Annotated in this window: 25 protein-coding genes; 4 read left to right on the top strand and 21 right to left on the bottom strand. The window is 73.0% G+C overall.

Annotation, left to right across the window (positions count from 1 at the left end):
* Positions 1-5 precede the first annotated feature (5 nt).
* From ACQEUU_RS35540 to fabG, 11 genes are read right to left on the bottom strand one after another with little or no spacing between them, the layout of a single operon-like run.
* On the bottom strand, positions 6-857 hold the full coding sequence (locus ACQEUU_RS35540; protein WP_433074712.1) for a nuclear transport factor 2 family protein: 852 nt from the start codon (positions 855-857) through the stop codon (positions 6-8).
* A complete protein-coding gene (locus ACQEUU_RS35535; protein ID WP_433074709.1) occupies positions 850-1356 on the bottom strand; it encodes a phosphopantetheinyl transferase in 507 nt (168 codons plus the stop codon). Before ACQEUU_RS35535 ends, ACQEUU_RS35540 begins: the two co-directional genes overlap by 8 nt.
* Entirely contained in the window at positions 1353-2276 is a 924-nt protein-coding gene (locus ACQEUU_RS35530) for an ACP S-malonyltransferase (protein WP_433074707.1), read from the bottom strand. The genes ACQEUU_RS35535 and ACQEUU_RS35530 overlap by 4 nt, the downstream gene beginning before the upstream one ends.
* A gap of 37 nt (positions 2277-2313) precedes the next feature.
* Positions 2314-3183, bottom strand: coding sequence for an alpha/beta fold hydrolase (locus ACQEUU_RS35525; protein WP_433074704.1), 870 nt, complete (start codon positions 3181-3183; stop codon positions 2314-2316).
* A complete protein-coding gene (locus ACQEUU_RS35520) occupies positions 3180-4427 on the bottom strand; it encodes an FAD-dependent oxidoreductase (protein WP_433074701.1) in 1248 nt (415 codons plus the stop codon). The genes ACQEUU_RS35525 and ACQEUU_RS35520 overlap by 4 nt, the downstream gene beginning before the upstream one ends.
* Positions 4424-5152 (bottom strand): nitroreductase family protein, encoded by a 729-nt coding sequence (locus ACQEUU_RS35515; RefSeq protein WP_433074698.1) that lies wholly within the window; start codon positions 5150-5152, stop codon positions 4424-4426. Before ACQEUU_RS35515 ends, ACQEUU_RS35520 begins: the two co-directional genes overlap by 4 nt.
* Positions 5149-7698 carry a beta-ketoacyl synthase N-terminal-like domain-containing protein gene (locus ACQEUU_RS35510; RefSeq protein ID WP_433074695.1) on the bottom strand — a complete coding sequence of 850 codons (2550 nt, stop codon included), beginning with the start codon at positions 7696-7698 and terminating at the stop codon, positions 5149-5151. The genes ACQEUU_RS35515 and ACQEUU_RS35510 overlap by 4 nt, the downstream gene beginning before the upstream one ends.
* Positions 7699-7731: 33 nt before the next feature.
* Entirely contained in the window at positions 7732-8805 is a 1074-nt protein-coding gene (locus ACQEUU_RS35505; protein ID WP_433074692.1) for an aminomethyltransferase family protein, read from the bottom strand.
* Positions 8806-8808: 3 nt separating this feature from the next.
* Positions 8809-9297: a 3-hydroxyacyl-ACP dehydratase FabZ gene (gene fabZ / locus ACQEUU_RS35500; protein WP_433074689.1), complete on the bottom strand. Its 489-nt coding sequence runs from the start codon at positions 9295-9297 to the stop codon at positions 8809-8811.
* Positions 9294-9584: an acyl carrier protein gene (locus ACQEUU_RS35495; protein ID WP_270158773.1), complete on the bottom strand. Its 291-nt coding sequence runs from the start codon at positions 9582-9584 to the stop codon at positions 9294-9296. The genes fabZ and ACQEUU_RS35495 overlap by 4 nt, the downstream gene beginning before the upstream one ends.
* Positions 9585-9630: 46 nt before the next feature.
* A complete protein-coding gene (fabG, locus tag ACQEUU_RS35490) occupies positions 9631-10380 on the bottom strand; it encodes a 3-oxoacyl-ACP reductase FabG (RefSeq protein WP_433074686.1) in 750 nt (249 codons plus the stop codon).
* A gap of 141 nt (positions 10381-10521) precedes the next feature.
* Here fabG and ACQEUU_RS35485 point away from each other — a divergent pair, with 141 nt between their 5' ends.
* Positions 10522-12114, top strand: coding sequence for an FAD-dependent oxidoreductase (locus ACQEUU_RS35485; RefSeq protein WP_433074683.1), 1593 nt, complete (start codon positions 10522-10524; stop codon positions 12112-12114).
* 34 nt (positions 12115-12148) lie between these two features.
* Here ACQEUU_RS35485 and ACQEUU_RS35480 read toward each other — a convergent pair whose 3' ends face one another.
* Complete coding sequence (locus ACQEUU_RS35480; protein ID WP_433074680.1) at positions 12149-13579, bottom strand: BTAD domain-containing putative transcriptional regulator; 1431 nt, start codon at positions 13577-13579, stop codon at positions 12149-12151.
* Between the two features lie 11 nt (positions 13580-13590).
* Complete coding sequence (locus ACQEUU_RS35475) at positions 13591-14757, bottom strand: macrolide family glycosyltransferase (RefSeq protein ID WP_433074677.1); 1167 nt, start codon at positions 14755-14757, stop codon at positions 13591-13593.
* A gap of 203 nt (positions 14758-14960) precedes the next feature.
* On the opposite strand from ACQEUU_RS35475, the gene ACQEUU_RS35470 reads away from it, so the two are divergent.
* Entirely contained in the window at positions 14961-16061 is a 1101-nt protein-coding gene (locus ACQEUU_RS35470; protein ID WP_433074674.1) for a DegT/DnrJ/EryC1/StrS family aminotransferase, read from the top strand.
* Positions 16062-16065: 4 nt separating this feature from the next.
* Here ACQEUU_RS35470 and ACQEUU_RS35465 read toward each other — a convergent pair whose 3' ends face one another.
* The 3 genes from ACQEUU_RS35465 to ACQEUU_RS35455 are packed head-to-tail and all read right to left on the bottom strand — an operon-like array spanning position 16066 to position 18470.
* Positions 16066-16635 (bottom strand): dTDP-4-dehydrorhamnose 3,5-epimerase family protein, encoded by a 570-nt coding sequence (locus ACQEUU_RS35465; protein ID WP_433074671.1) that lies wholly within the window; start codon positions 16633-16635, stop codon positions 16066-16068.
* A 16-nt stretch (positions 16636-16651) separates the two neighbouring features.
* Positions 16652-17872, bottom strand: coding sequence for a methyltransferase domain-containing protein (locus ACQEUU_RS35460; protein WP_433074668.1), 1221 nt, complete (start codon positions 17870-17872; stop codon positions 16652-16654).
* 16 nt (positions 17873-17888) lie between these two features.
* Positions 17889-18470: a DUF1707 SHOCT-like domain-containing protein gene (locus ACQEUU_RS35455; RefSeq protein WP_433074665.1), complete on the bottom strand. Its 582-nt coding sequence runs from the start codon at positions 18468-18470 to the stop codon at positions 17889-17891.
* Positions 18471-18648: 178 nt separating this feature from the next.
* Here ACQEUU_RS35455 and ACQEUU_RS35450 point away from each other — a divergent pair, with 178 nt between their 5' ends.
* Positions 18649-20010: an NDP-hexose 2,3-dehydratase family protein gene (locus tag ACQEUU_RS35450; RefSeq protein WP_433075449.1), complete on the top strand. Its 1362-nt coding sequence runs from the start codon at positions 18649-18651 to the stop codon at positions 20008-20010.
* On the opposite strand, the gene ACQEUU_RS35445 is transcribed toward ACQEUU_RS35450, so the two are convergent.
* Entirely contained in the window at positions 19991-20869 is an 879-nt protein-coding gene (locus ACQEUU_RS35445) for a TIGR03621 family F420-dependent LLM class oxidoreductase (protein WP_433074662.1), read from the bottom strand. The genes ACQEUU_RS35450 and ACQEUU_RS35445 overlap by 20 nt on opposite strands.
* Positions 20866-21612 carry a 4'-phosphopantetheinyl transferase family protein gene (locus ACQEUU_RS35440; protein ID WP_433074659.1) on the bottom strand — a complete coding sequence of 249 codons (747 nt, stop codon included), beginning with the start codon at positions 21610-21612 and terminating at the stop codon, positions 20866-20868. Before ACQEUU_RS35440 ends, ACQEUU_RS35445 begins: the two co-directional genes overlap by 4 nt.
* 306 nt (positions 21613-21918) lie before the next feature.
* Between ACQEUU_RS35440 and ACQEUU_RS35435 the strand changes: the two genes are divergently transcribed.
* On the top strand, positions 21919-22869 hold the full coding sequence (locus tag ACQEUU_RS35435; RefSeq protein WP_433074656.1) for an aldo/keto reductase: 951 nt from the start codon (positions 21919-21921) through the stop codon (positions 22867-22869).
* Between the two features lie 39 nt (positions 22870-22908).
* Here ACQEUU_RS35435 and ACQEUU_RS35430 read toward each other — a convergent pair whose 3' ends face one another.
* The 3 genes from ACQEUU_RS35430 to ACQEUU_RS35420 all read right to left on the bottom strand — a co-directional run bounded on the left by ACQEUU_RS35430 (position 22909) and on the right by ACQEUU_RS35420 (position 25669).
* Positions 22909-23568 (bottom strand): response regulator transcription factor, encoded by a 660-nt coding sequence (locus ACQEUU_RS35430; RefSeq protein WP_433074653.1) that lies wholly within the window; start codon positions 23566-23568, stop codon positions 22909-22911.
* Positions 23558-24268, bottom strand: coding sequence for a sensor histidine kinase (locus tag ACQEUU_RS35425; protein WP_433074650.1), 711 nt, complete (start codon positions 24266-24268; stop codon positions 23558-23560). Before ACQEUU_RS35425 ends, ACQEUU_RS35430 begins: the two co-directional genes overlap by 11 nt.
* Positions 24269-24739: 471 nt before the next feature.
* Complete coding sequence (locus tag ACQEUU_RS35420; RefSeq protein WP_433074647.1) at positions 24740-25669, bottom strand: UbiA family prenyltransferase; 930 nt, start codon at positions 25667-25669, stop codon at positions 24740-24742.
* Between the last annotated feature and the right edge of the window lie 270 nt (positions 25670-25939).

Genomic DNA, 25939 nt, shown 5'->3' with positions numbered 1-25939 from the left:
GGGGGTCACAGGGTGGCGGCTCGCTCCGGGGTCCAGCCGCAGGCGCACGCCGCGCCGTCCGCGACGACCGCGGCGCAGCCGGGGCAGCGGGCGTAGTCGCGGGCGGAGGCGGCGTACCAGACGCTGGTGTGGACGCGGGCGCACAGGCCGCTTCTGAAGAAGCGGCGCATGGCCCGCTGGTGGGGACGGGCGTGCACGGTCCTGAGCGACTCGGGCCGGTCGAAGGCGCTCAGCGTGAACTTGCGGTCGCCGGCGTCGAACGTCGTCGCGCCGAGGAAGCCGCGCGTGGCCCGCAGCGACTTGACGATCTCGACGCTGAGCAGGTCCACGTCGGCGGCCTCGGCGTCGTCGCGGATCTGCAGCCAGGTGAGCACCAGCGCGCCGGGGCGGTCGGTGCGGTCGGTGGGGACCCTGGCGCTCAGCCCGTACTCGCGGGTGTCGTCGGCGGCGGGCACGAACCGGGCCGCGTAGCCGAGCGACTCGGCGAGCGCCAGCCGGTCGTAGGTCCTGCGGACGTGCGCGCCGTCCTGGTCGAGGGTCACGAGGTCGGCGCCGGACACGGTGACGGCGCCGTTCGTCGCGGGCATGCCCAGGTAGGCGGCGCGGTGCCCGGCCCGGAGCGTCCAGGAGACGGTGGCCGCGCCGGCGCCGGCCGTCACCCGGTCGACCAGGAAGCGCGGGCCGGTGAAACAGGCGAGCATCCTGGCCGCGTGCGCGGCCAGCGCGTCCCCGGTCAGCACCCCGCCGGAGTCGGGGTCGGCGTAGGAGGCGGCGGTCGCCGCCACCGCCGCCGGATCGCCCGACTCCCAGGCCGCCAGATGCGCGTCCACGACCGCGCGCAGCTCCGTCTCACCCACGACCCGCCCCCCGCCCGCCGGCCCCGCCCGGGACAGGGATCGCCGGCCGCGCTTCCCACTCGCCACCTACAGTCAGGGCGTCGGGCCGGGCGTCCTCCGGGAGCGGGGCCGAGCAGAGGGCGACGGCCAGGGCGTGGGTGGCGGTGTGGCTGATGGAGACGCGGACGCGGTGCGGCCCGGCCCGGCGCGCCGGCTCACCGGTCAGCCGGACGGCGGGCGGATGGCCGTCCAGGCAGGCGGCGCCGGCCCGGCAGTCCGGGGCGGGCAGCGGCAGGATCTCGACCTGGCCGAGATGGTGAGCGAGCGGCGGCAGGCCGAGCAGCCGCACCACCGCCCGCTTGCCCGCCAGCCGCCCGGCCCAGTGCTCCAGCGTGCGGCCCGCCGCCGACCGCACGCGTTCGGCCGGCGTGTAGACGTCCTCCAGCCGCATTCCGCCGAGCAGTTCCCCCGGCCGGCTGAAACCGGCGTGACCGACGACCGCGCCGCCCCATCGCCTCACGCGGCCACCTCCCTGGCCAGGCGGCGCAGGGTGGCGGGGTCGGCCAGGCTCAGGCAACGGGCCCCCGCCCGGCGCGACAGCCCGGCCAGGACCTTGCTGTCGCCCACTTCGACACCGGGCGCGACCGCGTCGATCGCGCCCACCGTACGGGTCCACCGCACCCTGCCGGTGAGCTGGGCGACCAGCGCCTGGCGCAGCGTGCCGGGATCGGTGGTGGGCTCGCCGCTGACGTTCGGCACGACGGGGACGCGGGGCTCGCGCATCTCCGCCACCGCCACCGCCGCGGCCCAGGCGGGGACGGCGGCGGCCATGAGGGGCGAATGGTAGGCGTCCCCGACCTTGAGCGGCACGATCTTGGTGGCGTCGGCGGCGAGCCGCTCCAGCCGGTCCAGAGCCGCGACCGCGCCTGACACGACCACGTGACCCGGCGCGTTCTCCAGCGCGACCACGGCGGGCTCACCGGGCGCGGCCGCCGCCTCGGCCAGCTCCTCGACCCGCTCGACGGGCAGCCCCATCACCGCCCGCATGCCGCCCCGGACGGCCGGTCCCTCGCCGCGTCCCGCCTCGGCCATCAGGCGGGAGCGGGTCTCCACCAGGCGCACGGTCGCGGCCAGGGTCAGCGCGCCCGCCGCGTGCAGCGCGGTCAGCTCGCCCACGCTGTGGCCGGCCACGATCGCCGGCTCGTACCCCTCTTCCGTCAGCACGGCCAGGGCCGCGAGGTTGCAGGCGGTCACCGCCACCTGGGCGTGCTCGGTGGACACCAGCCGGTCGAGCGGGCCGCGCGCGCACAGCGGGGAGATCGGCCGCGACAGCATCGCGTCGATCTCGTCCAGGCGGTCGCGCGCCACCGGCCTGCGGCGCAGCCAGGCGCCCATGCCGACCCGTACGGTGCCCTGGCCGGGGAAGAGATAGCCCAACATGACATGAATCCCTTTCGCAGCAGCGGTGGGGTTCCGCTCACAGGCGGCGTCGCGGCCGGCGTTCCTCATGGGCGGGACGCTCGGTGCCGAGGAAGCCGAGCAGCAGCTTGTTCACCTGGTCGGGGGCGTCGAGAGGGAGCCAGTGCCCGGCGTCCTCGATCCGCTCGTAGCGCCACGGCCCCTTGACGAACTTGCCGGACCCGGCCATGCCCTCCTCCAGCAGAGCCTTGTCGCCCGCGCCCCAGATGCCCAGGGTCGGCGCGAGCACCGGCGGGAAGCGGCGGCCGGTCTCCAGCTCGGAGGCGGGCGAACGGTTGGCCCGGTACCAGTTGAGCCCGGCGGTCAGCGCGCCCGGCCTGGCCAGGTCGCGCAGGTAGCGGTCGTGGTCGCCGTCACGGCCCATGATCTCGCGGAACAGCCGCCAGCCGTTGCGGCGCAGCAGTTCCTCGCTCACGCCGGGGAACTGGTAGAAGAGCATGTACCACGAGGCCGCCCGCTGCTCGATCGACGGCGCGGCGAAGACGCCGGGATGCCCGACCGACAGGGCCACCAGATGGTCGAGCCTGCGCGGCATGAGGAAGGCGTACATCCAGGCGATGGCCGCGCCCCAGTCGTGACCGACGAGATGGGGCCGCTTGACCCCGAGGCTCATCGTCAGCGCCACGACGTCGTTGACGATCGTCTGCATCCCGTACGCCTCGACCTCCTGCGGCTTGCCGGAGTCGCCGAAGCCCCGCAGGTCGGGCGCGATGACCCGGAAGCCGCCCTCGACCAGCGCGGGGATCTGGTTACGCCACAGGTAGGAGGAATCGGGGAAGCCGTGCAGCAGCACGACAGGGGCGCCCTCGCCCTCGTCGACGTAGGCGAGGTCGACGCCGTTGACGTGGACCGTCTTCTTCTCCATCATGCCGTCTCCCTGAACAACCGCTCAGCGAAGAACTCGCTGAAGCCGAACTCGGGCACCTCTTCGGGGGCGACCATGTTGAGCAGTCCCGTGACCTGCGCGGCGAAGTTCCTGGCCATCAGCCTGCGCACGCGGCGCCTGCGTTCGACGGCCGCCGGGCCGAACTCGACGTGCAGCCTGCTGATGATGGAGGCGCCGAAGTCCAGCCGTTCCAGCCGGAACTCCCGCTCCTCGACGTACGGCGCGAACGCCGCGGGCGACCAGTCGGCGGAGGCGAGCAGGATGTCGCAGACCGTCCTGGAGTCGCGCAGCGCGCACGACAGCCCGGTGCCGAGCACGGTGTCCGCGTTGCCGGCCTCGTCGCCGATCAGCACCACGCCCTCGGTCAGCGGCGGCCCCTCGGGGACGCTGGACACCGACGGCCACACCGACAGCGGCCCGGCGGGCGTCGCCTCGGTCACCGCCTTGCCCCGGTCGGGCAGGCATGTCAGCTCGTACGCGGCCAGGAACCGGGCCACGCCGCCGGGGCCCCGGTAGCGGTGCTTGTTCACGGTGGGGAAGTTGAGATACAGGCGGGCCCGGCCGTCACCCTGCGGGAACACCATGAACATGACGTCGCCCTCGGTGCCCATGGCCTGCACGTCGGGCGGCCAGCCGGTCATGCCCTCGACCATCATGCCGCCGCCCCAGTGGTGCATGGAGTTGCGCATCGTGATGCCCACCTGCCGGCCGACCGTGCAGCCCCGGCCGGTCGCGCCGAGCACGATCCGGGGGCGCAGCTCGCGCGGGCCGCGAGAGGTGCCGAAGGCGACGACCGGGCGGGAGCCCGGCGTCACCGAGATCTTCGAGGCCGCCATCTCCAGGCGGGCGCCGCCGGCCACGGCCTGCTCCGTCATCAGCGCGCACACGGTGTGGTGCGGGAAGGACATCGGGCCGCCGAAGCCGGGGATGAAGCCGGTCATGTTCACGGCCTCGACCTCGTCGTCGGGGACGGCCTCGTCCCACGTCATCCATTCGCGGATCTCCCAGCCGCCGCCCGCCCAGAAGCAGTCCTCGACGCCGAGCCGGCGGGCCTCCCTGATGCCCCACGGCGCCAGCCATTCGCCGCGTACCAGGTCCCGGTAGGTCTCCTGCTTCTCCAGCAGCACCACGGACAGGCCGCCCGCGACCAGCTTGCAGGCCGCGGAGGCGCCCGCGATGCCGCCGCCCACGATGACGACGTCGGGGTCCTCGGACGCGTGTGTCAACTCCCCCACCTCTCCCAGTAGGTGCGTTCCTCCGCGCTGTAGCGGTCGGCCGGGCGAAAACCGGTTCCCACGGTGTAGGCGACCGGGATCATGCACACCTGCGTGACCCCCGACGGGATGCCGAGCAGCCGCCCGACCTCCCGCTCGTGCGGGACGTGCAGGCAGGTGATGGTGCTGCCGAGGCCGCGGCTGCGCAGGGCGAGCTGGAACGACCAGATGGCCGGGAAGATCGAGCCGTAGAAGATGCTGGCCCTGGTCTCGCCGTGCCGCACCAGGTGACCGGGGTCCTCCGGGACCTTGTCCGCCATCCGCTCCCGCCACGCCTGGTTGATCGCCGCGATGTCCGGCGGGCGGCCGAGCACGCACGGGATGACCAGCACCGGAACCGACTCGAGCGTCTCGGTGAGCGCCAGCGCCGAGGCGTAGGTGCGCTTGGCCGCGGCGTCGTTGCGGCGGCGGCCCGCGTTGGTCCAGATGTCGTTGCGGTGGAACGTCCAGGACGAGCGGATCATCTCGGCCAGCTTCACCTTGACCGCCGGTTCGGTGATCACCAGCCAGCGCCAGTTCTGGTGGTTGTTGGCCGTGGGCGCCTGCACGGCGACCTCCAGCGCCTCCCGTACGACCTCGGGCGGCACCGGCCGGTCCAGGTCGAGCCGGCGGCGCACGGAACGCGTGGTCGTCAGCAGCCGGTCGGTCTCGGCCACGTCGAAGGGCGGCACGTTCATACCGCCCCCAGCAGGACGGCGCCGGCCACGGAGCCCGGAGCGGCGGTGAGCGCGACCACCCGCTCCACCGGCCCAGGCGGCCCCTGTTCCGTCACATGGCTGGGCCCGCTGAGCGCAGGGACGAGGCCGTCGCGGACGGCCAGCGCGCCGAGGACGATGTTCATGGCCCCGGTGGCCGCCTGGCAGTCGCCCATCAGGGCGGCGGACGAGGTGAGCGTCCCGTTCGCCAGCGTCTCCAGCACGGCCGCCGCCTCCTCCCGGTCCTCCGGGAGGCCGGCCGCCGCGCAGACCACCACGCCGGGCGCCGCCTCCGGCAACCCGGCCAGGCTCCGGGCCACGGCTCCCGCGTGCGCGGTGACGGCCGCCGGCCTCGTGGACGGCACCGTCGACACGCCGCGGCCTGACACCGCCCGCTCGGTGAACCGGGCCTGTGCGGAGGCCGGGGCGCCTTCACCCGCCGTGTCCTCCTGGACCCGCGCGCTCGTCCCCGCTCGCCCGGGAACCGTCCCTGTGTCCCCGGTGACGTGGTGGGTGGCGTGGTGGGTGGCGTGGGACGTGCCGAGCACGCGCGCGTACGCTCGGCCGCCGCGCCCGGCGCAGTGGTCGGCCGACTCGACCACGAAGGCCACCGCCGCCGATCCCGGCACGTAAGTGACGGGCAGATCGCCGGACTCCCCGCCCGGCCCACCGGACCACCCACCGAGCCGCTCACCGGGCCGCTCATCTGACCGCTCGCCGGGCCGTTCGTCGGGCCGTTCGCCGGGCCGTTCGTCGGCCGCGACCACCAGGACCACCTCGGCCTTGCGCGTCCGGATCAGCTCGAGGGCGCAGTCGAGCGCGATCGAGGCCGACGCTCCGCCGTTGCAGATCGTGGTGGTCGGCCCGCGCAGGCCCAGGGTCTGGCAGACGGCTCCGCCAGTGGCGTTCAGCACCACGTTGGAGAAGCTGAGCACGGCGGGCTTGTTGGGGTTGAGGGCTATGCTCTCGTCGAAGCCGCCGGTGCTCTCGGCCGACCCCGCGCCGGTCGCGAAGATCAGCCCGACCTCGTCCAGCGCCTTCCTGGGCAGCTTCAGCCCGGCGTCCTCCCAGGCCAGCCGCGAGGCCGCGATGGCCATCCTGGAGAGCTGGTTCATGTGCCGCCACAGCGAGCGCGGCGCGTACGTCCGCCCGTCCAGCGACGGCGTGCGGCCCGCTCCCCGCCGCCCGGCCGTGATGGCGGCGCTCACCTCGGCGATGCCCGTGCCCGCGCCGGTGACCGGTCCCAGCCCGGTGATCACCGCTTCTCGCGGCGGCAGGTCCTCGTACGTGCGAGGGCCACCCGGGCGCGTCAGCACGAGGGACACGTTGTTGCCGCCGAAGGCGTAGTTGTTGGACACGACGGTCTCCATGGCCATGGGCCGGGCCGCGTTCGGCACGAAGTCCAGGCCCGGAGCCTCGCCGGTGCCGGTGCCGGTGTCGGTGCCGGTGCCGGTGTCGGTGCTGGTGCTGGTGCTGGTGCTGGTGTCGAAGCCGATCGTGGGCGGCGCCACGCCGTGCCGCAGCGCCAGCACCGCGGCCACCGCCTCCACCGCGCCCGCCGCCCCGAGCGTGTGGCCGAGGAACGACTTGATGCTGCTGGTGGGCACCTGTCCGGCGCGTTCGCCGAACACCAGCCGCATGACCTTGGCCTCCATGGCGTCGTTGGCCGGGGTCCCGGTGCCGTGGCCGCTGACGTAGTGCACGTCGTCCGGTGAGAGCCCGGCGTCGGCGAGCGCGCGGCGCATGGCGGCGGCCCCTCCCCTGCCCGTGGGGTCCGGCGCCGTCGCGTGGTAGGCGTCGGCCGACAGGCCGTAGCCCGCGACCTCGGCCAGCGGCGTCGCGCCCCGCGCCAGGGCCAGGTCCAGCGGCTCCAGCAGCAGGAAGGCGGCCCCTTCGCCCAGGTTGAGCCCGTCGGAATGGCTGTAGGGGCGGCACGGTCCGGTGCTGAGCGCCTGCAGCCCGGCGAATCCGGCGTAGGTGCCGAACAGCAGCGGGTCCACGCCTCCGGCCAGGACGGCGTCCGCCTCGCCGGTGAGGATCTTGTCCTTGGCGAGTCCGACCGCGTTCCCGCCGGCGGCGCACGCGGTGGAGACCAGGATGCGCGGCCCGCCCAGCCCCAGCCGCTCGGCCACCACGTCGCCGGTGCGGTGCATGGGCTGGTAGCGGCCCGCCGGTCCGGGCGTCGCCTGGCACTTGCCGAGGATGATCCCGAACCGCCCGGGGCTCGCGGCGACCCCGCCCGCCTGCCCGCCCGCCTGCCCGCCCGCCTGCTCGATCGCCTGGCGTGCGGCGACCAGCGCCAGCCTGGCGGTACGGTCGAGGTCCGCGTCGGCGGAGGGCGTCTGCTCGTCGATCCAGGCGTCGGGCACCTGGCCGGCGTGCCTGGCCTCGAAGACCGCGTACGCCTCGTCCCGCAGCTCGGTGAGGCCGCCGCTGCCGGTGCTGAGCCGCAGCCAGAACTCGGCGGGGTCGCGGCCGATCGCGCAGATGATGCCCAGACCGGTGACGACGACGGGCCGCAGCGCCATGCTTGTCTCCTTTGCGAGAAGCGGTCCGGCCGATCAGATGATCGGCACGCTCCAGCTCTTGGGCACGATGTAGGGGCTGGTCAGCGTGGTCGCCCCGACGCCGCCCACCGAGAGGCCGAGCCCGGCCGCGGCCAGGTCGCGGTCCACGCGGGCCAGGCCGAGCGTCGCGCCGAGCCCGACGCTGTGCACCGCGTGCACCACCTCGCCGACGACCTGATCACCGGCCATGAGCCGGGTGCCGGGGGTGGGCACGCCGGTCACGCAAGTGAAGCCGATGGTGGCCCGCCCGGCTCCCGACTCGAACGCCTCCAGCACGGCCTCGCGCCCCACGAAGTCCTCCTTGGTGATGTCGACCAGCCAGTTGGCGCCGATCTCGATCACCGAGGCGCCCGGGGACGCCTCGTGGCGCGGCATCGGCTGGCGGACCTCCAGCATCGCCAGTTCCAGGGCCTCCTGGCCGGACGGGCGGGCGTGTGCCAGGCACAGCTCCCACAGGCGGGCCGCCTCCTGCCGGGGCACGATCATCTGGTAGCCGTACTCGCCGGTGAAGCCCGTCCTGGCGAAGACGATGTCCGCGCCGTCCCAGGACGCCTCGGCCACGGACTCGAACGGCAGCGAGGCCAGTTCCCCGTCGATCAGCCGGCCGACGACGCCCCAGGCGTAGGGTCCCTCCAGCCCGATGAGCGTCAGGTCGGTGCGGTCGGTGATCTCGACGCCCTCGTCGTTCTGCTCGCGCAGGTGCCGCAGCAGCCGTGTCCCGGCGCCGCAGGAGCTCTCCAGGAGGATCCCGTCCTCCCGGCCGAAGGCGATCACCTGGTCCACGATCGACCCGTCGGCGTCCAGGACGAGGCTCATCATGCAGCGGTCCGAGGTGAGGTACTCCACGTCGCGGGCGAGCACCCGCTGCGCGAACGCGATCGCGTCGGGGCCGGTGATCTCGATGAGCCCGTGGCCGCCGAGGTCGAGCGCCGCGGCGCGCTCGCGGAGCGCCTTGTACTCCTCCGACAGCGCCTCGGGGGAACCCGAGAAGCGCAGCGGCACGGTCGTGTCGCCGACCTCGCCGTGAACGGTGCCCTCAGGATGCGTGGCCGCGAGGACGTTGACCATGGTTCACACCTTTCGCCCAGAACGTTGCGCCGCCGGATCGGCGATCGTGAGAATTCCTTCGGCGGCCACCTGGCCGGCCACCCGGGCCGACACGCGGAACTCCGCGAATCCACCGCCGCCCCCGGTCCGCTCGGCGGTCAGGGCGAGCTGGTCGCCAGGGAGCACCGGACGCCGGAAGCGCATGGACCGGACGCCCGCCAGATAGCTGATCTCGCTGGCCCCGGCCAGGGCGAAGACCACGCCCGCGAGCTGCGCCAGCGCCTCGACGATCACGACGCCCGGCAGCACCGACTCGGCCGGGAAGTGGCCCTGGAACCACAGCTCGGTCCCGGCGACGTTCTTGGTGGCCGTGCCCTTGACGCCCGGCTCCACCTTGCCGACCTTGTCGAGCAGCAGCATCGGCCATCGGTGCGGCAGGACCGCGCGGATCTGGTCGTGGGTGAGCCCGGACACCGCCGGCAGGGCGGCGGGTTCCGCCTGCGCGACCGTCATCGGCCGGCCCGGAGCGCGGGGTCGACCTCGTCCGCGAGGCGCGACACCGAGCCGAAGACGGCCATCTCGCTGTCGTAGAGCGCGACCCCGAACTCCGCCTCGATGGCGACGTACAGTTCGAGCACGTCCAGGCTGTCCAGCTCCAGGCCCCGGCCGAACAGCGGCTGGTCGTCGGTGATCCAGCCCGGCTCGATCTCCAGGTCGAGCCGGGAGACGATCATCTTCTTGATCTGGTCGCAGGTCTGCCGCCGTTCGGCGGCTTTCGCGCGCAGTTCGTCGACGGTCATGTGTTCTCCTATGCCTCGGGGCTTGCGGGGTCGGGGGTGGGACGGCTCACCCGAGGCCGCCGCCGTGGGCGACCACCACCGAGCCGGACATGTACGACGCCTTTTCGGAGGCGAGGAAGCTGACGATGGAGGCGATCTCCTCGGGCCGCCCCATCCGGCCGAGGCGGATGCGCGACTCGTACTGCTTCCGGATGGCGGTGGGGACCTTGCGGGTCATGTCGGTGGTGACGAATCCGGGGGCGACCACGTTGGCCCGCACCCCGTGCGGGGCGGCCTCGTTGGACAGCGCGTGCGTGAAGGCGATGATCGCGCCCTTGGACGCCACGTAGTTGGTCTGACCGGGGAAGCCGCCGTCCAGGCCGCTGGAGGAGGACAGGGTCACGATCGAGCCGCTGCGCCGGTGCCGCATCAGCTTCAGCGCCTCCCTGCAGGTCAGGAAGGTCCCGATGAGGTTGGTGTCGAGGGGGCCGCGGAACTGGTCCAGGCTCATCGTGATGAGGTAGCGGTCCTGGGTGATGCCGGCGCTGGTCACCAGCACGTCGAGCCGGCCGTGCTCGGCCCGGATCTGCCGGAACACGTGACGGACCGCCTCCTCGTCCGTGACGTCCGCCTGCACGCTCGTCGCGCTGCCGCCCTCCTCCTGGATCAGGGCCACGACCTCCTTGGCGTCCTGCTCCGACCTGGCGTAGTTGACGATGACGTGCGCGCCCTCCCGGGCCAGGTCGAGCGCGACGGCCCGGCCGATCCCGCGTGACCCCCCGGTGACCAGGGCCACGGACCCTTGGGTGAACAGCATCGGCGTCTCCAGCAATTCGGGAATCGCGGAATGACTTGCATTGATCTTCCTTACTTAAGCTACTAAAGCGGGATATCACGCCTGTATCATGCGGATATCCCTGCATTGACTGAGATAATCGATATATTCGATGCTGGCGCAATGAACCAGCTTGAGGTGGACGTATTGGTGGTCGGGGGCGGGCCGGTCGGATTGAGCGCGGCGATCGAGCTTTCCCGTCACGGGGTCGAAACCCTGCTGGTCGAAAAGCACACGGGAACGTCGATTTTCCCCAAGGCCCGGCTCATCACCACCCGGACCATGGAGATTTTCCGGTCCTGGGGTGTCCAGGACGAGGTGGAGAGCGCGGGGATGCCGCGCGAGGAGTTCCTCGCGGTGGGCGTCGGCAGCTCGCTCACGGCTGACGACTTCGTCCGGTCGGCGGCGGCGCTGCGGCGCGACGCCCCGCACAGCCCCACCTACACCTTCCTGTGCTCCCAGGACCTGCTGGAGGTCATCCTGCGCCGGGCCGCCGAGTCGGGGCCCGGGGCGGACGTCAGGTTCGGCACCGCCATGACCTCCATGTGCGAGGTCCCCGGCGGCGTCGAGGCCGTCGTGTCCGGACCGGCCGGCGAGACCCGGGTGCGCTGCCGGTACGTGGTCGCCGCCGACGGCAGCCGCGGCGGCGTGCGCGACTCGCTCGGCATCAAGACCGAGGGCCCGCCGGTGCTCGGCCACATGATCAGCATCATGTTCGAGGCCGACCTGGGCTTCCTCCCCCGCGAGCGGCGGGCCGCGCTGTCCTTCCTGCGCGACCCGCCGTGCGCGCTGGAGGCGGTCGATCACGAACGGCGGTGGATGGTGCAGACCGGGTACGAGCCGGAGCAGGGCGGAAGCCCCGCCGACTTCACCGAGGACGTGTGCCTGGCCGCGGTGCGCGCCGCCGTCGGCGTGCCCGGCCTGCCGGTCACCATCCTGGGCGTGATGCCGTGGCTGCAGCAGGCCAGGGTCGCCGACGACTTCCGGTCCGGCCGGGTCTTCCTGGCCGGCGACGCCGCGCACGTGGCGACGCCGCAGGGCGGATTCGGCATGAACTGCGGCATCCAGGACGCCCACAACCTGGCCTGGAAGCTGGCCGCCGTGCTGCGCGGCACCGCCGGTCCGGCGCTGCTGGACACCTACACGACCGAGCGGCGCCCGGTCGCCGTGCGGACCGTGGACGAGAGCCTGACCAACGCCCTGATCACCTTCCGCATGATGGAGGGCCGGCTGTCCATGGAGGAGGCCGTCGACCAGCAGGCGGGCCGGCGCAGCTGCGAAGGCCTGGTGCTCGGCCTCGCGTACGAGTCCGCCGCGGTGGTCGCGGACGGCACGGCCGCCCCCGCGCCCGGCGACCCCTACCGCACCTACGTCCCCACGGCCCGGCCCGGGCACCGCGCCCCGCACGTGTGGCTCACCGGGGACGGCGGTCCCGTGTCGACCCTCGACCTGCTCGGCCCCCGCTTCACCCTGATGACGGCGTCCCGCGCGTGGGCCCGCGCCGCCCACCGGACCGGCGGCGACCTGGCGGTGGCCGAGATCTCGCCGACCGGCGCGTACGGCTCCGCGACCTGGGCGGCGGAGTACGGCGTGGGCGAGGCGGGCGCCGTCCTGATCCGCCCGGACGGCCACGTCGGCTGGCGGACCACCAGCGGGCCCGGCACCCGGGGAGAGTCCCTGACCAGGGCCCTCGCCGGCATCCTCGCCCTCGGCTGAGACGTCCCGGGCGGCCTCGGGCACGAGCCGCGCGTCAGACGCGGGCCATGCGGGTGCGGAGCCGGGCCGCGCCGAGGCGGAGCGAGAGCGGGTTGCCGCACGAGGTGGCGACCAGGTCGGACACCGCCTCCGGGCCCAGCGTCGCGCCGGCCGCGCCGACGAGCAGGTCCGCCAGCTCGCGCGCCGCGTCCTCGGCCAGCGGCGCCAGGAACTCGCGGTGCGCCCCCTGCCTGGCGACCAGCTCGTCCAGCGGGTCGGCGCTGGTCACCACCACCCGGCAGCCCGCGCCGCCGGGCAGCAGCGACGCCACCTCGTCGCCGTCGCGGGCGTTGTCCAGCACCACCAGCATCCGGCGGCGGGCGGTCCGGCTGCGGTACAGGGCCAGTTTCTCGGCCCGGTCGGCGGGGATGTCGCGTTCGCCGAGCGCCCTCAGGAAGCGGTCCAGCACGGCGCCGATCTCGATCCCCGCCAGGTCCGCGAAGAGCTGGCCGTCGGGGAACCAGTCGATCCGCGTGTGCGCCCAGCGCAGCGTCAGCGTGGTCTTGCCGACGCCCAGCGGCCCGCTGACCACCATCGTGCCGGCGACGGCCACCTCCGGGTCGGGCCGCAGCGCCGCGTCCAGGAAGGCCAGTTCCCCGGCCCGTCCCACGAACGGCAGGACCTGCGGCGGAAGCTGGCAGGGCACGACCGGGGCGGGCGCGGGCGGGCGCGGCATCAGCGCGGTCTCGTCGCGCAGGATCTGCTCGTGCAGCCGCCGCAGCGCCGGTCCCGGCTCCAGGCCGATCTGCTCCAGCAGGAAGCGCCGCGTCTCCTGGTACGTGCGCAGCGCGTCGGCGCGACGGCCCGCGCGGTACTGGGCCAGCATGAGCTGGGCGCGCACCCGCTCACGGAACGGTGACTCGGCGACCAGGGCCAGCAGCTCGGGGATCACCTGATGGTGCCTGCCCAGCTCGATCTCCAGCTCCAGGCAGGTCTCCAGCGCCTCCAGCCGCCACTCGGCCATGCGCGCGACCTCGTACCGCAGCCCGCTGAAGTGCTCGAACGGGCTGCCGCTCCACAACGCGAGCGCCTCGCGGAGCAGGAGCACGGCCCGCTCCCTGTCGCCCGCGGCGAGTTCCCTGGCCCGCGCCACCATGGAGGTGAACCTGAGCCAGTCGATGCTGTCGTCGGCCGCCCGCAGCAGGTAGCCGGGGCTGGACGTCTCGATCAGGCCGGCGCCGAGCCTGCGGCGCAGCCGGGACACGCAGATCGCGACCTGCCGCCAGGCGCTGCGCGGGGCCGAGCCCGCCCACACCGCCTCGACCAGCCGCTCGACGCTGATCACCCGGTTGGCGTTGAGGAGCAGGCAGGCGAGGATGGCCAGTTCCCTGTTGGCGCCCATCGGCAGTTCTGCGCCGTCCTTGAACACCCTGAGCGGCCCCAGCACCCGGAACTCGAAGGCGGGCCCCGGCGCCGGCCCTGACATCGGCGCGCCCATCAGGCGGCCCGTGCCAGGCGGCGCGCGAGCTCGCCGGCGGCCCGCGCGGCACCGCCCCCGGCCCGCACGTCGCGCCGCATCGCCTCGGCGTTGCGGCGCACCCCGGGATCGGCCGCCACCGCGAGCACCGCCTCGACCAGGCGTTCCGGGGTCAGCTCCGCCGGTTCGAGCACCCGGCCGAGACCCAGCTCGCCGATCCGGCGGGCGACCGGCCGGTCCACGGCGGTGGCGGGCACCACGATCATCGGGCGGCCCCAGTAGAGGGTCTCCATGGCGGTGCCCATGCCGCCGTGGGTGACCGCCACGGAAGCGTGCTCCAGCACGCGCAGATGGGACACCCACCGGCGCACCTCGACGGTGGGCGGCAGCGGCCCCAGCTCGGCGGGGTCCATGCCGTCTCCCAAGGTCACCACGGCGTGCCAGGGCAGGTCGGCGAAGGCGCGCACGCAGGCGCGCACCAGGTCGGGACGCCCGCTGGCCACGGTGCCGAACGACAGCAGCGCGACCGGCAGCCCGTCCTGCGGCGGATCCCACCCGGCCAGGAAGGCGCGCCCGCCCAGGCACGGGCCGACGAACGCGAACCGCTCGTCGAAGGTCTCCCCGGCGAACTGGAACGAGCGCGGCAGGGTGACCAGGTTGGAGTCCTGGACCGACCACCACAGCTCGGCCGGGTCGGCCCGCACCCCGTGCGCGAGGGCCAGCTCCCGGGTCCTGGCGAGCATGCCGTCCACCCATCCGGGCAGCTCGCGCACCGCCTCCTCACCGTCGTAGATGGACGACAGGTAGGAGAAGTGGGCGTTGGAGGCGAACACCGGGATCAGCTGGGTGGCCGGGACGCCCCACTTGCGGGCGAGCACGCGGCCGGCGTGCAGGATGGAGACGTCGTAGACGATCAGGTCGGGCCGGTCGCGCAGCCGGTCGGCCGCCCGCAGCATGGCCGCGCTCTCGTCCAGGAACAGGGAGAGCAGGCCCAGCGGGTCGTCCTCCAGCTTGCGCAGGTCGACGGACTGGTAGGCCGCGTCGTAGGCGAGCAGGGTGGCGCCGGCGCCCTCGACCTGCCGCGCCATCGTGCTCGCCGTCATGAACGTGACCCGATTTCCCCTGTCCACCAATTCCTCGACCACGGCGAGTTGCGGAATCACATGACCGTGGTCGGGCTGACACATGAAGAGATAATGGCGCGTCATGTCAGTTCTCTCGCTGGATCAGCGTGTTCACCCGACTCAACCTAATGAACGGCCGGGTCGGCGCAGCACCCCTGAAGTCCCCCAGACCTCGGCCCGGACCCCCTGTTTTCGAGGCCATTCCTAGGGGTTCCGCCCGGCGGACCGGAATGCCTACCCTGGCCCCGACGGCGAGGAGGACGACGATGCCCACGCGGGTCTGGGATTATCTGCCGGAATACGAGGCCGAGCGCCACGACGTCCTCGACGCCGTCGAGACCGTTTTCCGCTCCGGGCGGCTCATTCTGGGTGAGAGTGTGCGCTCCTTCGAGGAGGAGTTCGCCGCGTACCACGGGGTGGGCCACTGCGTGGGCGTGGACAACGGCACCAACGCCGTCAAGCTGGCCCTGCAGGCGCTGGGCGTGGGCCGGGGCGACGAGGTCGTCACCGTGTCCAACACGGCCGCGCCCACCGTGGTCGCCATCGACGCGGTCGGGGCCGTCCCGGTCTTCGCCGACGTCGACCCCCGTACGTACCTGATGGACGTGGCCCAGGTGGAGGCCGCCATCACCCCGCGGACGAGGTGCCTGCTGCCCGTGCACCTGTACGGGCAGTGCGTGGACCTGGGCCCGCTGGAGCGGCTGGCCGCCCGGCACGACCTGGTGATCCTGGAGGACTGCGCGCAGGCCCACGGCGCCCGCCACCGCGGCCGGCCCGCCGGGTCGCTGGGGCACGCGGCGGCCTTCTCCTTCTACCCGACCAAGGTGCTGGGCGCCTACGGCGACGGCGGGGCGGTGATCACCTCCGACGCCGCGGTCGGCCGGGCGCTGCGGCGGCTGCGCTACTACGGCATGGAACAGACGTACTACGTCGTCGAGACGCCGGGGCACAACGCGCGGCTGGACGAGGTGCAGGCGGAGATCCTGCGCCGCAAGCTGACCCGGCTCGACGGCTACCTGGCCGCCCGGCGGGCGGTGGCCGACCGCTACGCCGACGGCCTGGCGGACACCGGCCTGGTGCTGCCGGAGACGGCGGAGGGCAACGAGCACGCCTACTACCTGTACGTGGTGCGCCATCCCCGCCGGGACGAGATCATCGAGGCGTTGCGCGGATACGACATCGAGCTCAACGTCAGTTACCCGTGGCCGGTGCACACCATGACGGGCTTCGCCCACCTGGGGTACCGGCCCGGCAGCCTCCCGGTCACCGAGGCGCTGGCCGGGGAGATCTTCTCGCTGCCCATGTATCCGTCGCTGCCGACGGGCGTCCAGGACAAGGTCATCTCGGCGCTCCGCGACGTCCTGTGACGGCTCAGGGGGCGTACCTCGGCAGGAGGCCGTCCGCCGCGGCCTCCCCGAGGGTGGGCGCGGCCCGGTCGGGTTCGGACAGGATCGCCGGGACGTCGGGCAGCCGCAGCCCGATCTCCTCGTCGAACACCGAGAGCCTCAGCTCGGTCGCCGAGCGGTACTCGGCCGACAGCAGGTAGTTCACCACGGTCCGGTCCTCCAGGGCGACGAAGGCGTGCCCGACGCCGGGCGGCACGTAGACGGCCCTGCCGCCGTCGGCGGACAGCTCCACCGCGTCCCACCGGGCGAACGTCGGCGACCCCACCCGCAGGTCCACCACCAGGTCGAGGGCCCGGCCGCCCCCGCAGTAGACGTACTTGGCGGTGCCGGGCGGGGTGAGCGTGTAGTGGATGCCGCGCACCACGCCGCGCCGGGAGACGTTCCTGCTGACCTGCGCGACGGGGAACAGGGCCCGCCCGAGCGCGGCCACGAACGCCGTCTCCTGGTAGGGCGAGGCGAAGTCGCCCCGCTCGTCGCGGAAGACCTCGGGATCGAAGGCGTAGGCGCCGCTCACGGCGAGCTGCCGGTGCCTCATCGCGGGCCGCCCATGGTCAGGCCCCCATGAGGTGGACCTCGGGGACGTACAGGATCCACGTGCCGCCCGCCTCGCGGAACGCCGTCTCCTTGGCCATGATCTCCTCGGCGTGGTTCCAGGCGAGCAGCAGCGCGTAGTCGGGGTACGGGTCGGCGAACGCCCCGGGTTCGCGCACCGGGATGTGCGAGCCCGGCGTGAGCCGGCCCTGCTTCGCGGGCGTCGTGTCGCAGATGAACGGCACCAGGTCCGGCCCGATGCCGCAGTAGTTCAGCACGGTGGCGCTCTTGGCCGTCGCGCCGTAGCCGCAGACGCGGGCGCCCTCGTCGCGCAGACCCTCCAGAAGCGCCACCAGGCTGTCGCGGTTGGCGGCCACCCGGGACGCGAACGCGCGCAACGTCGCCGGCTCGGTCAGCCGCGCGGCCTCCTCCTCCGCCAGCAGGCGGGCCACCGCGGGGCCGGGCGTCCGCGCGCCCTGCCGGGCCAGCGTGTACCGGACCTCGCCGCCGTGCACCGGCAGCCGCTCCACGTCCACCAGCTCGAACCCGTGGCGGCGGGCCATGGCGCGGACGGAGGTGGCGCAGAAGAAGTAGAAGTGCTCGTCGTAGATCTGGTCGAAGGAGGCCCGCGCCACGATGTCGCCGAGGTACGGGTCCTCGAAGACGAGCACGCCCCCGGGCCGGAGCAGGGTGTCCACCCCGCGCAGGATGGAGTCCATGTAGGGGATGTGGCAGAGCGTGTTGGCCGCGTAGACGACGTCGGCGGGCCCGTCCTCGGCGAGGATCCCGGCGGCCGCGGCCGCCTCGAAGAAGCCCTCGCGCACGCGCACACCCCTGGCCGCCGCCCGGCGGCCCACGCCGCCGGAGGGCTCGACGCCGAGATGCCGGACGCCGGCCTCGGCGATGGTCTTCAGCATGGTGCCGTCGTTGCAGCCCAGCTCGACCACGAACGGGTCCGGGCCGGTCAGCTCGGTGGCGAGCAGCCGCTCCGCGACGCCGGCGAAGTGCTCGCGCATCACCGCCGACCCCGAGGAGAGGTACGGGTATCCGTCGTGGAACATCTTCTCCCTGGGCACCTCTTCCAGCAGCTGGACCATGGAGCAGTCCGCGCAGACCCCCACGGCCAGGTGGAAGAAGAACTCGGGGCCGGGGTCGCCGGGGGCGACGAAGGCGTCGGAGACCGGCTGCCTCCCGAAGTCGGCGAACGGGCGCAGTCGCCCGGAACAGATCCGGCATTCCATGCGATCCTCCAGCGGTTCAGCGGTACCGCACCCACACGTCCCCGGTCTGCACGTAGCCGGTGAGGCGGATCACGACCCCGTCGTGGGCGAGCGAGACGGGCGGGCGGTTGAACACCGCGCCCAGCCGCCGCCGCACGACCTCCTCGTCGCGGACCAGCCAGCCGCGCGGGACGATGAGGACGACGTCGCCGAACCAGGAGGTGATCTCCACGTCCAGCACGACCTCCTGGTACGGGCAGTCGGCCCGGGTGAAGTCGATCTTCACGGTGCCGAACCTGGCCGCCTTGGCCGTGATGTAGGCGGGCACCGTCCAGCGCCCGTCGCGCACGACCTTGCCGCTGCGGACGTGCAGCTCCAGCACGTCACCGGTGGGGACGGCCGGCGGCGTCGCGCGACCGGCCGGGACCGGGACCCCGGTCAGCGGCAGGTCCGCCACCAGGGCGTCCAGCTGCCCCCGGGTGCGGGCGGTGTAGGCGTCCTCGATCCGCTCGTTGAACTCCTCAAGGGTGATGCGCCCCTCGCCGACAGCGACCCGGAGCTTCTCGGCCACTGCGTCGCGGTCCTGGTCGCTTGCTCGCACGTCCGGCTGCTCGGTCATGGCGTCCACCCTAGAAGGCTACGAAGCGCCGCAGCGGCGCAGAACCCCTAAATCCACGGCCCGCGCGGATAGGGGACGGCAGGGGTTGAGCGGGGCCGCGGCGGCATGACACGTTCGGCCCTGACGCCCGAGATCGGCGGCCCGGCGCAGGCCGGAGGAGCCCGGTGAGGAGTCTGCCATCGACGTTCGCGGTTGGCTGGAGGAGGTCGCCGGCCACACGACCATGGCGGTGACGCGGGTTCCGCTGGAGGACCTGACCGGCTGGCGGGAGGACCCGGAGACGGGCGACATCCGGCACGAGAGCGGGCGGTTCTTCACGGTGCAGGGCCTCGACGTCCGGCATCCCGCGGGCCCGGTGCCCTCCTGGACGCAGCCCATCATCCACCAGCCGGAGGCCGGCATACTCGGCATCCTGCTCAAACGGGTCGGCGACGTGCCGTACCTGCTGATGCAGGCCAAGAACGAGCCCGGCAACGTCGGCGGCGCCCAGCTGTCGCCCACCGTGCAGGCCACCAGAAGCAACTACACGCGGGTGCACGAGGGGCGGGCGGTGCCGTACCTCGGCTTCTTCCGCGAGCCGCGCGGCCGGCGGGTGCTCGTCGACGTGCGCCAGTCCGAGCAGGGCGCGTGGTTCTACCGCAAGCGCAACCGCAACATGGTCGTCGAGGTCGGTCCCGACGTGACGGCGGCCGAGGGCTTCCGCTGGCTGCCGCTCCGGCGGGTGCGTGAGCTGCTGTCCGTGCCCGACCTGGTGAACATGGACGCCCGTACGGTGCTGGCCTGCCTGCCGCCCCAGGGCGACCCGGCCGACGGCGCGGCGGTCGGCTTCGGCGCGCTCGTGGCCCGCTCCCGCGAGCCCGGCCGGCCGGCCGCGCACCCCATGGGGGAGGTCCTGAGCTGGCTGAGCGGCCTGCGGTCCACGACCGACATCCAGGCCGCGCCGCTCGCGCTCCGCCGGGTCCTCGGCTGGCGCCGGTCGGACGGCCGCATCTCGCACGACACGGGCAGGTTCTTCCACGTCATCGGCGTGCGGGTACGGGCGCGGGGGCGCGAGGTCGGCGGCTGGGACCAGCCGATGATCGAACCCGTCGGCACCGGGGTGGTCGCGTTCCTGGTCAGGCGGATCGGCGGGGTGCTGCACGCGCTGGCGCACGCCCGCGCCGATCCCGGCTACACCGACGTGGTCGAGCTGGCCCCGACCGTGCAGTGCGCCCCGGGCAACTACGATCACCTGCCGCCGCACGCCCGGCCGGCGCTGCTCTCCCACGTGCTCTCCGCCCCGCCGGAGAACGTGCGCTTCGACACGGTGCTGTCGGAGGAGGGCGGGCGGTTCTATCGTGCGCGCAACCGCTACCTGGTCGTGGAGACCGCCGACGACCCGCTGGCCGGCCACCCGGGCTTCCGCTGGCTGGCCCTGCACCAGCTCGACGAGCTGCTGCGGCACAGCTACTACCTCAACGTGGAGGCCCGCACGCTCCTCGCCTGCCTGCACGGACTGGCGAGCGCCGAGCGCCCGCTGCTCACCGCAGCAGCTCGATGACGGCGCCGAAGTCCTCCATGGCCGTCTCCATCACGGTGAAGTAGGTCAGGCCGTGCGTCTCCCGGTGCCGCAGCACCTGCTCGGCGATCTGCGCGGGGGTGCCCACGAACAGTGTCGGCAGCTCCAGCAGCCGCTCGGGCGTCAGGTCCGGGGCGTAGCGGCGAACGGTCTCCACGCCGGCGCGCCGGTCGCGGGTCAGCACGGTGGCCTTCGACAGCACGTTCAGCTCGATCCGCGGAGCGCGCGGCCCGGCCTCGGCCCGGACGAACTCCACCCGCCGGAGCAGCTCGTCCGCGCCGACCAGCGCGGTCCTGCCGTACTCGGGCCGATAGGGAGCGCCGGTGAAGCTGACGATCTCGGCCCTCCGGGCGGCCAGCCGCAGCACCCGGTCGCCGTGTCCGCCGATCATGAGCGGCGGCCCCTTGTGCTCCAGCAGCGCGTCCAGGCCGGTGACGAGCCTCCGCAGGCGGCGCACGCGCGAGGCGGGGTCGTCGGACAGGCCCAGGGCGGCGAACTCCGACCTCACGTAGCCCGTGCCGAGCCCCAGCTCCAGCCGCCCGCCGATGAGGGCGCCGGTGGTGGTGACGTCCCTGGCGAGCAGGACGGGGTGGTGGAAGGCGGCGTTGAGCACGTACGTCCCGATCACCGCCTTCTCGGTGGCCTCTGCGGCCAGCACCGCCGTCGGGAAGGGCGACAGCAGGTTCAGATGGTCGGGCACGGCGATGACGTCGTAGCCCAGGGTCTCCGCGCGACGGCACTTGGCCGTCCACTCGGCGCCGGAGCAGTCCTCGGTGATGAGCACGACCCCGAACCGCAGCGGCCGGGGCGGCGGGGACGGCACGGCGGGGACGGCGGTCATGGGGACGCTCCCCCGGCGCGGAGTCCCGGCCGGGGCACGGACGCCGACGGCACGATAGACGCTATGGACGCGGTGGACGCGGTGGACGGGGCGGGTTCGATCAGGGCGATGGCGGTCAGCAGGAGGCCCCGCCCCACGGTCCACCGGCCGTGGAAGCCGGTCAGCTGCCGGCCGCGCCAGCGCGGTCCCGGCGCCATCAGGCGCGCGTGGAAGGCGCCGCGCTCCGGGTCGAGCACGATCGCCGCGTCCTGGAAGTCGAGCCACCGCCTGGTCAGCGGGAACCACGCCTTGTAGACCGACTCCTTGGCGCTGAAGAGCAGCCGGTCCCAGCTCACGCCCGGATGCTCGGACGCCAGGCGGCGCAGCATCTTCCGCTCCTCCGGCAGGGTCACCGCCTCCTCCACTCCGGGCGGCAGCGGGGCGTCGGGCTCGGCGTCGATGCCAACGGTCCCGCCGACGGCGGCGACGGCCGCGGCGCGGTAACCGTCACAGTGGGTGATGCTGCCGATGAGGCCGGGCGGCCAGCGTGGCTCTCCGTGGGCGCCCGGCAGGATGGGCACCGGCGGCAGGCCCAGCCGTTCCATCGCCTTGCGCACGCAGTGGCGGGCCGTGGTGAACTCCCTGCGGCGTTTCTCGGCCACCTGGCGGACGAGCTCTTCCTCCGCGGGCAGGAGGACGGCGTCGGGGGGATCGCCGAAGGCGTCGAAGGAGTGGATCGTCGGGGGCAGAATCGCCTCGATCACCCCACACCTCCTCGCGTCCGGCACAGCGGGAAACACTCCGGCAGTAACGAAATACCACAATTCCCTGTAGGCCCGAAAGAAGGGCGATAGCCTGCGGTGCCATAATTAGGGGGCGTATAGGGGTGAAGCACGACAATCCACGTGGAGCCCCTAGAACCCCTACCGGCGGCAGGGGAACCTGTCACGGGCATATCGTGGTAACTGGTGCGCCAGAGTGGTCGTAAAATGCCCATGCCTGCCGGAAACTGGTGAACACAGAATGGGACGCATGAAGGGAATTACGTGCGTTATACGAGGCTAGGCCGGATGGGGCCGCTCATCTCCAACCTCGGGCTCGGCTCGCTGGCCCTGAGTGGCGCCTACGGGCGCGTCGACCCCGCCGAAGCGGAGCGGCTGCTCCGCCGGGCGCTCGACGCGGGCGTGAACCTGCTCGACACCGCCGACTTCTACGCGACAGGCGAGGTGGAACGCCTGATCGGCCGGGCGATCGCCGGGCGGTCCGGCGACGTCGTGGTGGCCACCAGGGGCGGAGTGCGGATGCACGGCCCGGAGGCGGTGGACTTCGACTCCCGGCCGGAGCACCTCGAACAGGCCTGCGACGCCTCACTCAAACGGCTCGGCACCGACCACGTCGGGATCTACTACCTGCATGGCCAGGACCCCCGCCTCCCCATCGAGGACAGCATGGCCTGCCTCGCCCGCCTGGTGCGCCTCGGCAAGATCCGCTACATCGGGCTGACCAACGGCACGCCGGAGCAGCTCAGGCGGGCGCACGCGGTGCACCCGGTCACGGCCCTCGCCATCGAGTACTCCCTCTGGGGCACCTGCGTCGACGGCACGCTGCTGGCCACGGTCCGCGAGCTGGGCGTCTCCGTCGTCGCCGCGCGCCCGCTCGGCCGCGGCTTCCTCACCGGCAGGATCCACTCCCACGACCAGCTCGAACCCGGCGACTGGCGGCGCGCCGACCCCCGGTTCCTGCCGGGGCGGCTGCGCGCGCACGCCTCGCCGCTGCGGCGGCTGGAGTCCGTCGCGGCGCGGCTCGACCTCGGCGCCGGCCGGCTCGCGCTGGCCTGGCTGCTGTCGCGCGAGGAGCACATCGTGCCGGTGCCCAGCACGCGCGACCCATTGCACCTGGAGATGAACCTCGCCGCCTCGGCGGTCGAGCTGCCGCCCGAGGCGGGCGAGATGCTGGCGGGGCTGTCCCCGCACGACTTCCCCGCCGACACGGCCGGGCGCTCCCCGGCGCCCCTGCTCTGACACCACCCCGTCCGGCACGGGCGCGCCGGTCGGGGCGGCTCAGTCGGGGTCGATCCTCGTGTACGGCGCGATCAGGGAGGCGGCCAGGGCCTTGTTGACCGCGTCGATCCTGGAGACCGCGTTGAGCTTGACGAAGATGTTGCGCATGTGGCGCTTCACCGTCGCCTCGGCCAGGCCGAGCCTGCGCGCGATCTGACTGTTGCTCAGCGCCTGCGCCGCGAGCTGGAGCACCTCCAGCTCCTTGTCCGACAGCGTGGGGGCGGACGCCGCCTCCACCTGCGCGAGGCTGTTGCGGGAGACGGCCAGCACCACCCGCGTGGGCTCCTCGTGCACGCTGCGCACCGCCGCGATCAGCTCGTGCCGGTGCACGCTCTTGAGCAGGTAGCCGCGGATGCCCGCGCCCAGCAGCCGGCTGAGGAGCTGCGGTCCGTCGTACATGCTCAGGATGATGATCCGGGTGTCGGGCGACAGGCCGCGGATCCGGGAGACGGTCTCGGTGACCTCCTCGCCGGGAATCTCCACGTCCAGCAGCACGATGTCCGGGAGTGTGCGGCCGACCATGGTGACGGCGGCCGCCGAGTCGCCCGCCTCGCCGACGACCCGCATGTCGCCGTCGGACTCCAGGATCTCGCGTAACCCTTCTCTGAAGAGTGCGTGGTCGTCGACCAGCGCGATGGTGATGATCTGTTCAGCCTCCATCGGGGCCGTCGCTCTGCCTTTTCAGCGGGATGAACAGCTCCACCAGGCATCCGCCGCGCGGCTTGCTGGAGATGGTGACGCGGCCGCCGAGCAGCGCGGCCCGTTCCTGCATGGAGGCCAGACCCACCCCGCCGTGCTTGCGCGCGGTCACCAGGTCGAAGCCGCGGCCGTCGTCGAGCACCGAGGCGATCAGCGCGTGGGGGGCGATGTCCACCCGGATGAACAGCGTGGCCGCACCGGCGTGGCTGAGCGCGTTCCGCGCGGCCTCGCGGACGATGAGGAACGCCTGGTCGATGCACCTCGGGTCCGCCCACGACTCGTCGCCGTTGACGTCGAGGCCGACGCAGGCGCGGTCGCTGTCGACGGTCTCCAGGAAGGCGAGCAGCGACTTCTCCAGGCTGCCCACGGACGTGGCCGGGTGGAGCTCGGAGGTGATCTGCCGCAGATTCTCCATGATCTCCTGAACGGCCTGCTGGGCTATCGCGATCTTCGCCAGGGCGCGTGCCGGATCGGTGGCGTGGTAGGCCTCCGCCAGGGCCAGCTGCTGATGGGCGACGCTCATGCCGTGGCCGATCCGGTCGTGCAGCTCCCGCGCGATGCGCCGCCGCTCGTCCTCCTGGGCCTGGTGGACCTGGTTGAGCAGGAAGCCGTGATAGGTCTCCGACGCCTCACGGACGCGCCGGGACAGGCTCTCCTCCATGCCGGTGACCGCCAGCGCCAGCGTCCCCTCGGGGGCCTCGCTGTCGGCGGCGATTCGCGCGGAGAGATGACGGACAGCCGTACGAAAGAAAAGTGAGCCCGCCTCAAGAGAAGCCGCGGGATGAACTCCACCTGCGGCGCGCGCGTTTCCCACTTCCCGCGCGTGATGTTTGTACAGACTGCTCACCTGTATCTTTCCCGCGCGCAACGTGGCAGCCACGTCGTCGAGGACGTACTGTGCGGTCGTCAGGGCCTGACGCCGGGCCTGGGAGGCGGCGAAGGCGGCGTTTCCCGTGGTCAGCAGGGTCGACTCGAATTCCGTGAGGATTTCGTCACGACACGCCTCGACACATCTCGCCGGATCTTCGGCCGCCTGGGATTCCCCTTCCACCGACGCCTCCTCCGCCCGCGGGCCGAGTGCAAGCACGTCTCCCACTATCGATCAACCGAGGCGCATGCGCAACATAAACGGTTATATATTCGACAGAACCGCCGTAATATGAACCGCCTGTTGCGTAGCCATAAATGCCTCGTAAGATCTCCGCCTCGCCCGGCGGTCGGAGCCGCCCCGCCCCTGGCCGGCGGGGCGCGTCCCCGCGACCACCACGGCCGCCACCCCGGCCGCCATCGCCACCAGCACGCCGACGAGCCGCGCGTCCAGGACCGCGACCGCCACGCAGAAGGCCACGAGAAGCCCGACGGCCGCCGTCACCATCACCCGGCGCGCGGCGGACTCGCCGATCCGCACCCCCAGCGTGCGCCGCCCGGCCGCCGCGTCGCCCGGGATGTCGGACAGGTCCTTGGCGGGCACGCCCACCAGCACCATCCAGCAGATCGCGGCGGTGGTGAAGACGACCAGCTCGGTCGGCGCGACCAGGCCGGCCCCTGCCGTCGCGACGGTGAACCCGGCGAGGTAGGACAGCAGCCCCGACAGCATGAGGACGATCACCGTGCCGCCCGGGCTCGCCTTGAGCGGGGAGGGCGGTCCCGAGTAGAGGTAGCCGAGCCCGAGGTTGACGGCGATGATCCAGGTCATCGCGAGCGGCAGGCCCGCGGTCGCGAGCAGCGCCAGCGCCGCCGCGGCGGCGGCCACGGCGGCGGCCGTGCGCGGATGCAGGTCGCCCCTGGCGATCGGGCGGCCGGAGCCGTTGATCCGGTCCTCGACGGTGTCGGTGACGCCGTTGAACAGATAGATCGCGAAGATCGAGGTCACCCAGGCGACGCCGCCCTGGACCACCATGACGGAATCGGCGATCGAGGTTATCGGCAGGGCCAGGGCGACCCCGGTCAGGTAGCGGAGCGACGAGACGGCCAGCACGGACGGACGGGATTCGGCGAGGCACAGCGCCACCACGCGAGCGCCGGCGGGAAGGGGCGCGACCTGGGTCCATATACCTGACATAGGCGGATTGTGACCGTCAGTACATGGGGTCGGTAAGAGGGGCTTTCCGGAAGTTGTAGGGGCACTGCGCCTTTCGATACCCCGAGGTGCCCCCTTGGATCCCTGCCAGGAACTCATGGTGCACCCGCTTGTCCCGCCCTGGCGACCCCTATAGTTTCGCCATCGCACCCGGAGAACGACGACCCCGACCCGGAGCGCACTCGCCCCTGAGACGGCCTCAGGGCGATTTCCCCGATGAATCCTGAAATATCGGCAACTCCACCGGTATCC

Origin of the sequence: Nonomuraea sp. CA-218870, assembly GCF_050936535.1 — a bacterium.
Classification (GTDB): Bacteria; Actinomycetota; Actinomycetes; order Streptosporangiales; family Streptosporangiaceae; genus Nonomuraea; species Nonomuraea corallina.
Note: the sequence above shows the minus strand (reverse complement) of the source record. Positions and strands in the feature narration are given on the sequence as shown.

Bases quoted from the DNA above. Each gene is read 5' to 3' on its own strand.
- ACQEUU_RS35530 (WP_433074707.1), bottom strand. From the start codon at position 2,276: ATGTTGGGCTATCTCTTCCCCGGCCAGGGCACCGTACGGGTCGGCATG.
- ACQEUU_RS35495 (WP_270158773.1), bottom strand. From the start codon at position 9,584: ATGACCGTCGACGAACTGCGCGCGAAAGCCGCCGAACGGCGGCAGACC.
- ACQEUU_RS35435 (WP_433074656.1), top strand. From the start codon at position 21,919: ATGGGGCCGCTCATCTCCAACCTCGGGCTCGGCTCGCTGGCCCTGAGT.
- ACQEUU_RS35420 (WP_433074647.1), bottom strand. From the start codon at position 25,669: ATGTCAGGTATATGGACCCAGGTCGCGCCCCTTCCCGCCGGCGCTCGC.
- ACQEUU_RS35455 (WP_433074665.1), bottom strand. From the start codon at position 18,470: ATGACCGAGCAGCCGGACGTGCGAGCAAGCGACCAGGACCGCGACGCA.
- ACQEUU_RS35480 (WP_433074680.1), bottom strand. From the start codon at position 13,579: ATGTCAGGGCCGGCGCCGGGGCCCGCCTTCGAGTTCCGGGTGCTGGGG.
- ACQEUU_RS35485 (WP_433074683.1), top strand. From the start codon at position 10,522: ATGAACCAGCTTGAGGTGGACGTATTGGTGGTCGGGGGCGGGCCGGTC.
- fabG (WP_433074686.1), bottom strand. From the start codon at position 10,380: ATGCTGTTCACCCAAGGGTCCGTGGCCCTGGTCACCGGGGGGTCACGC.
- ACQEUU_RS35430 (WP_433074653.1), bottom strand. From the start codon at position 23,568: ATGGAGGCTGAACAGATCATCACCATCGCGCTGGTCGACGACCACGCA.
- ACQEUU_RS35460 (WP_433074668.1), bottom strand. From the start codon at position 17,872: ATGGAATGCCGGATCTGTTCCGGGCGACTGCGCCCGTTCGCCGACTTC.
- ACQEUU_RS35465 (WP_433074671.1), bottom strand. From the start codon at position 16,635: ATGAGGCACCGGCAGCTCGCCGTGAGCGGCGCCTACGCCTTCGATCCC.
- ACQEUU_RS35470 (WP_433074674.1), top strand. From the start codon at position 14,961: ATGCCCACGCGGGTCTGGGATTATCTGCCGGAATACGAGGCCGAGCGC.
- ACQEUU_RS35425 (WP_433074650.1), bottom strand. From the start codon at position 24,268: ATGGAGGAGAGCCTGTCCCGGCGCGTCCGTGAGGCGTCGGAGACCTAT.
- fabZ (WP_433074689.1), bottom strand. From the start codon at position 9,297: ATGACGGTCGCGCAGGCGGAACCCGCCGCCCTGCCGGCGGTGTCCGGG.
- ACQEUU_RS35525 (WP_433074704.1), bottom strand. From the start codon at position 3,183: ATGATGGAGAAGAAGACGGTCCACGTCAACGGCGTCGACCTCGCCTAC.
- ACQEUU_RS35475 (WP_433074677.1), bottom strand. From the start codon at position 14,757: ATGTGTCAGCCCGACCACGGTCATGTGATTCCGCAACTCGCCGTGGTC.
- ACQEUU_RS35510 (WP_433074695.1), bottom strand. From the start codon at position 7,698: ATGGCGCTGCGGCCCGTCGTCGTCACCGGTCTGGGCATCATCTGCGCG.
- ACQEUU_RS35515 (WP_433074698.1), bottom strand. From the start codon at position 5,152: ATGAACGTGCCGCCCTTCGACGTGGCCGAGACCGACCGGCTGCTGACG.
- ACQEUU_RS35505 (WP_433074692.1), bottom strand. From the start codon at position 8,805: ATGGTCAACGTCCTCGCGGCCACGCATCCTGAGGGCACCGTTCACGGC.
- ACQEUU_RS35445 (WP_433074662.1), bottom strand. From the start codon at position 20,869: ATGACCGCCGTCCCCGCCGTGCCGTCCCCGCCGCCCCGGCCGCTGCGG.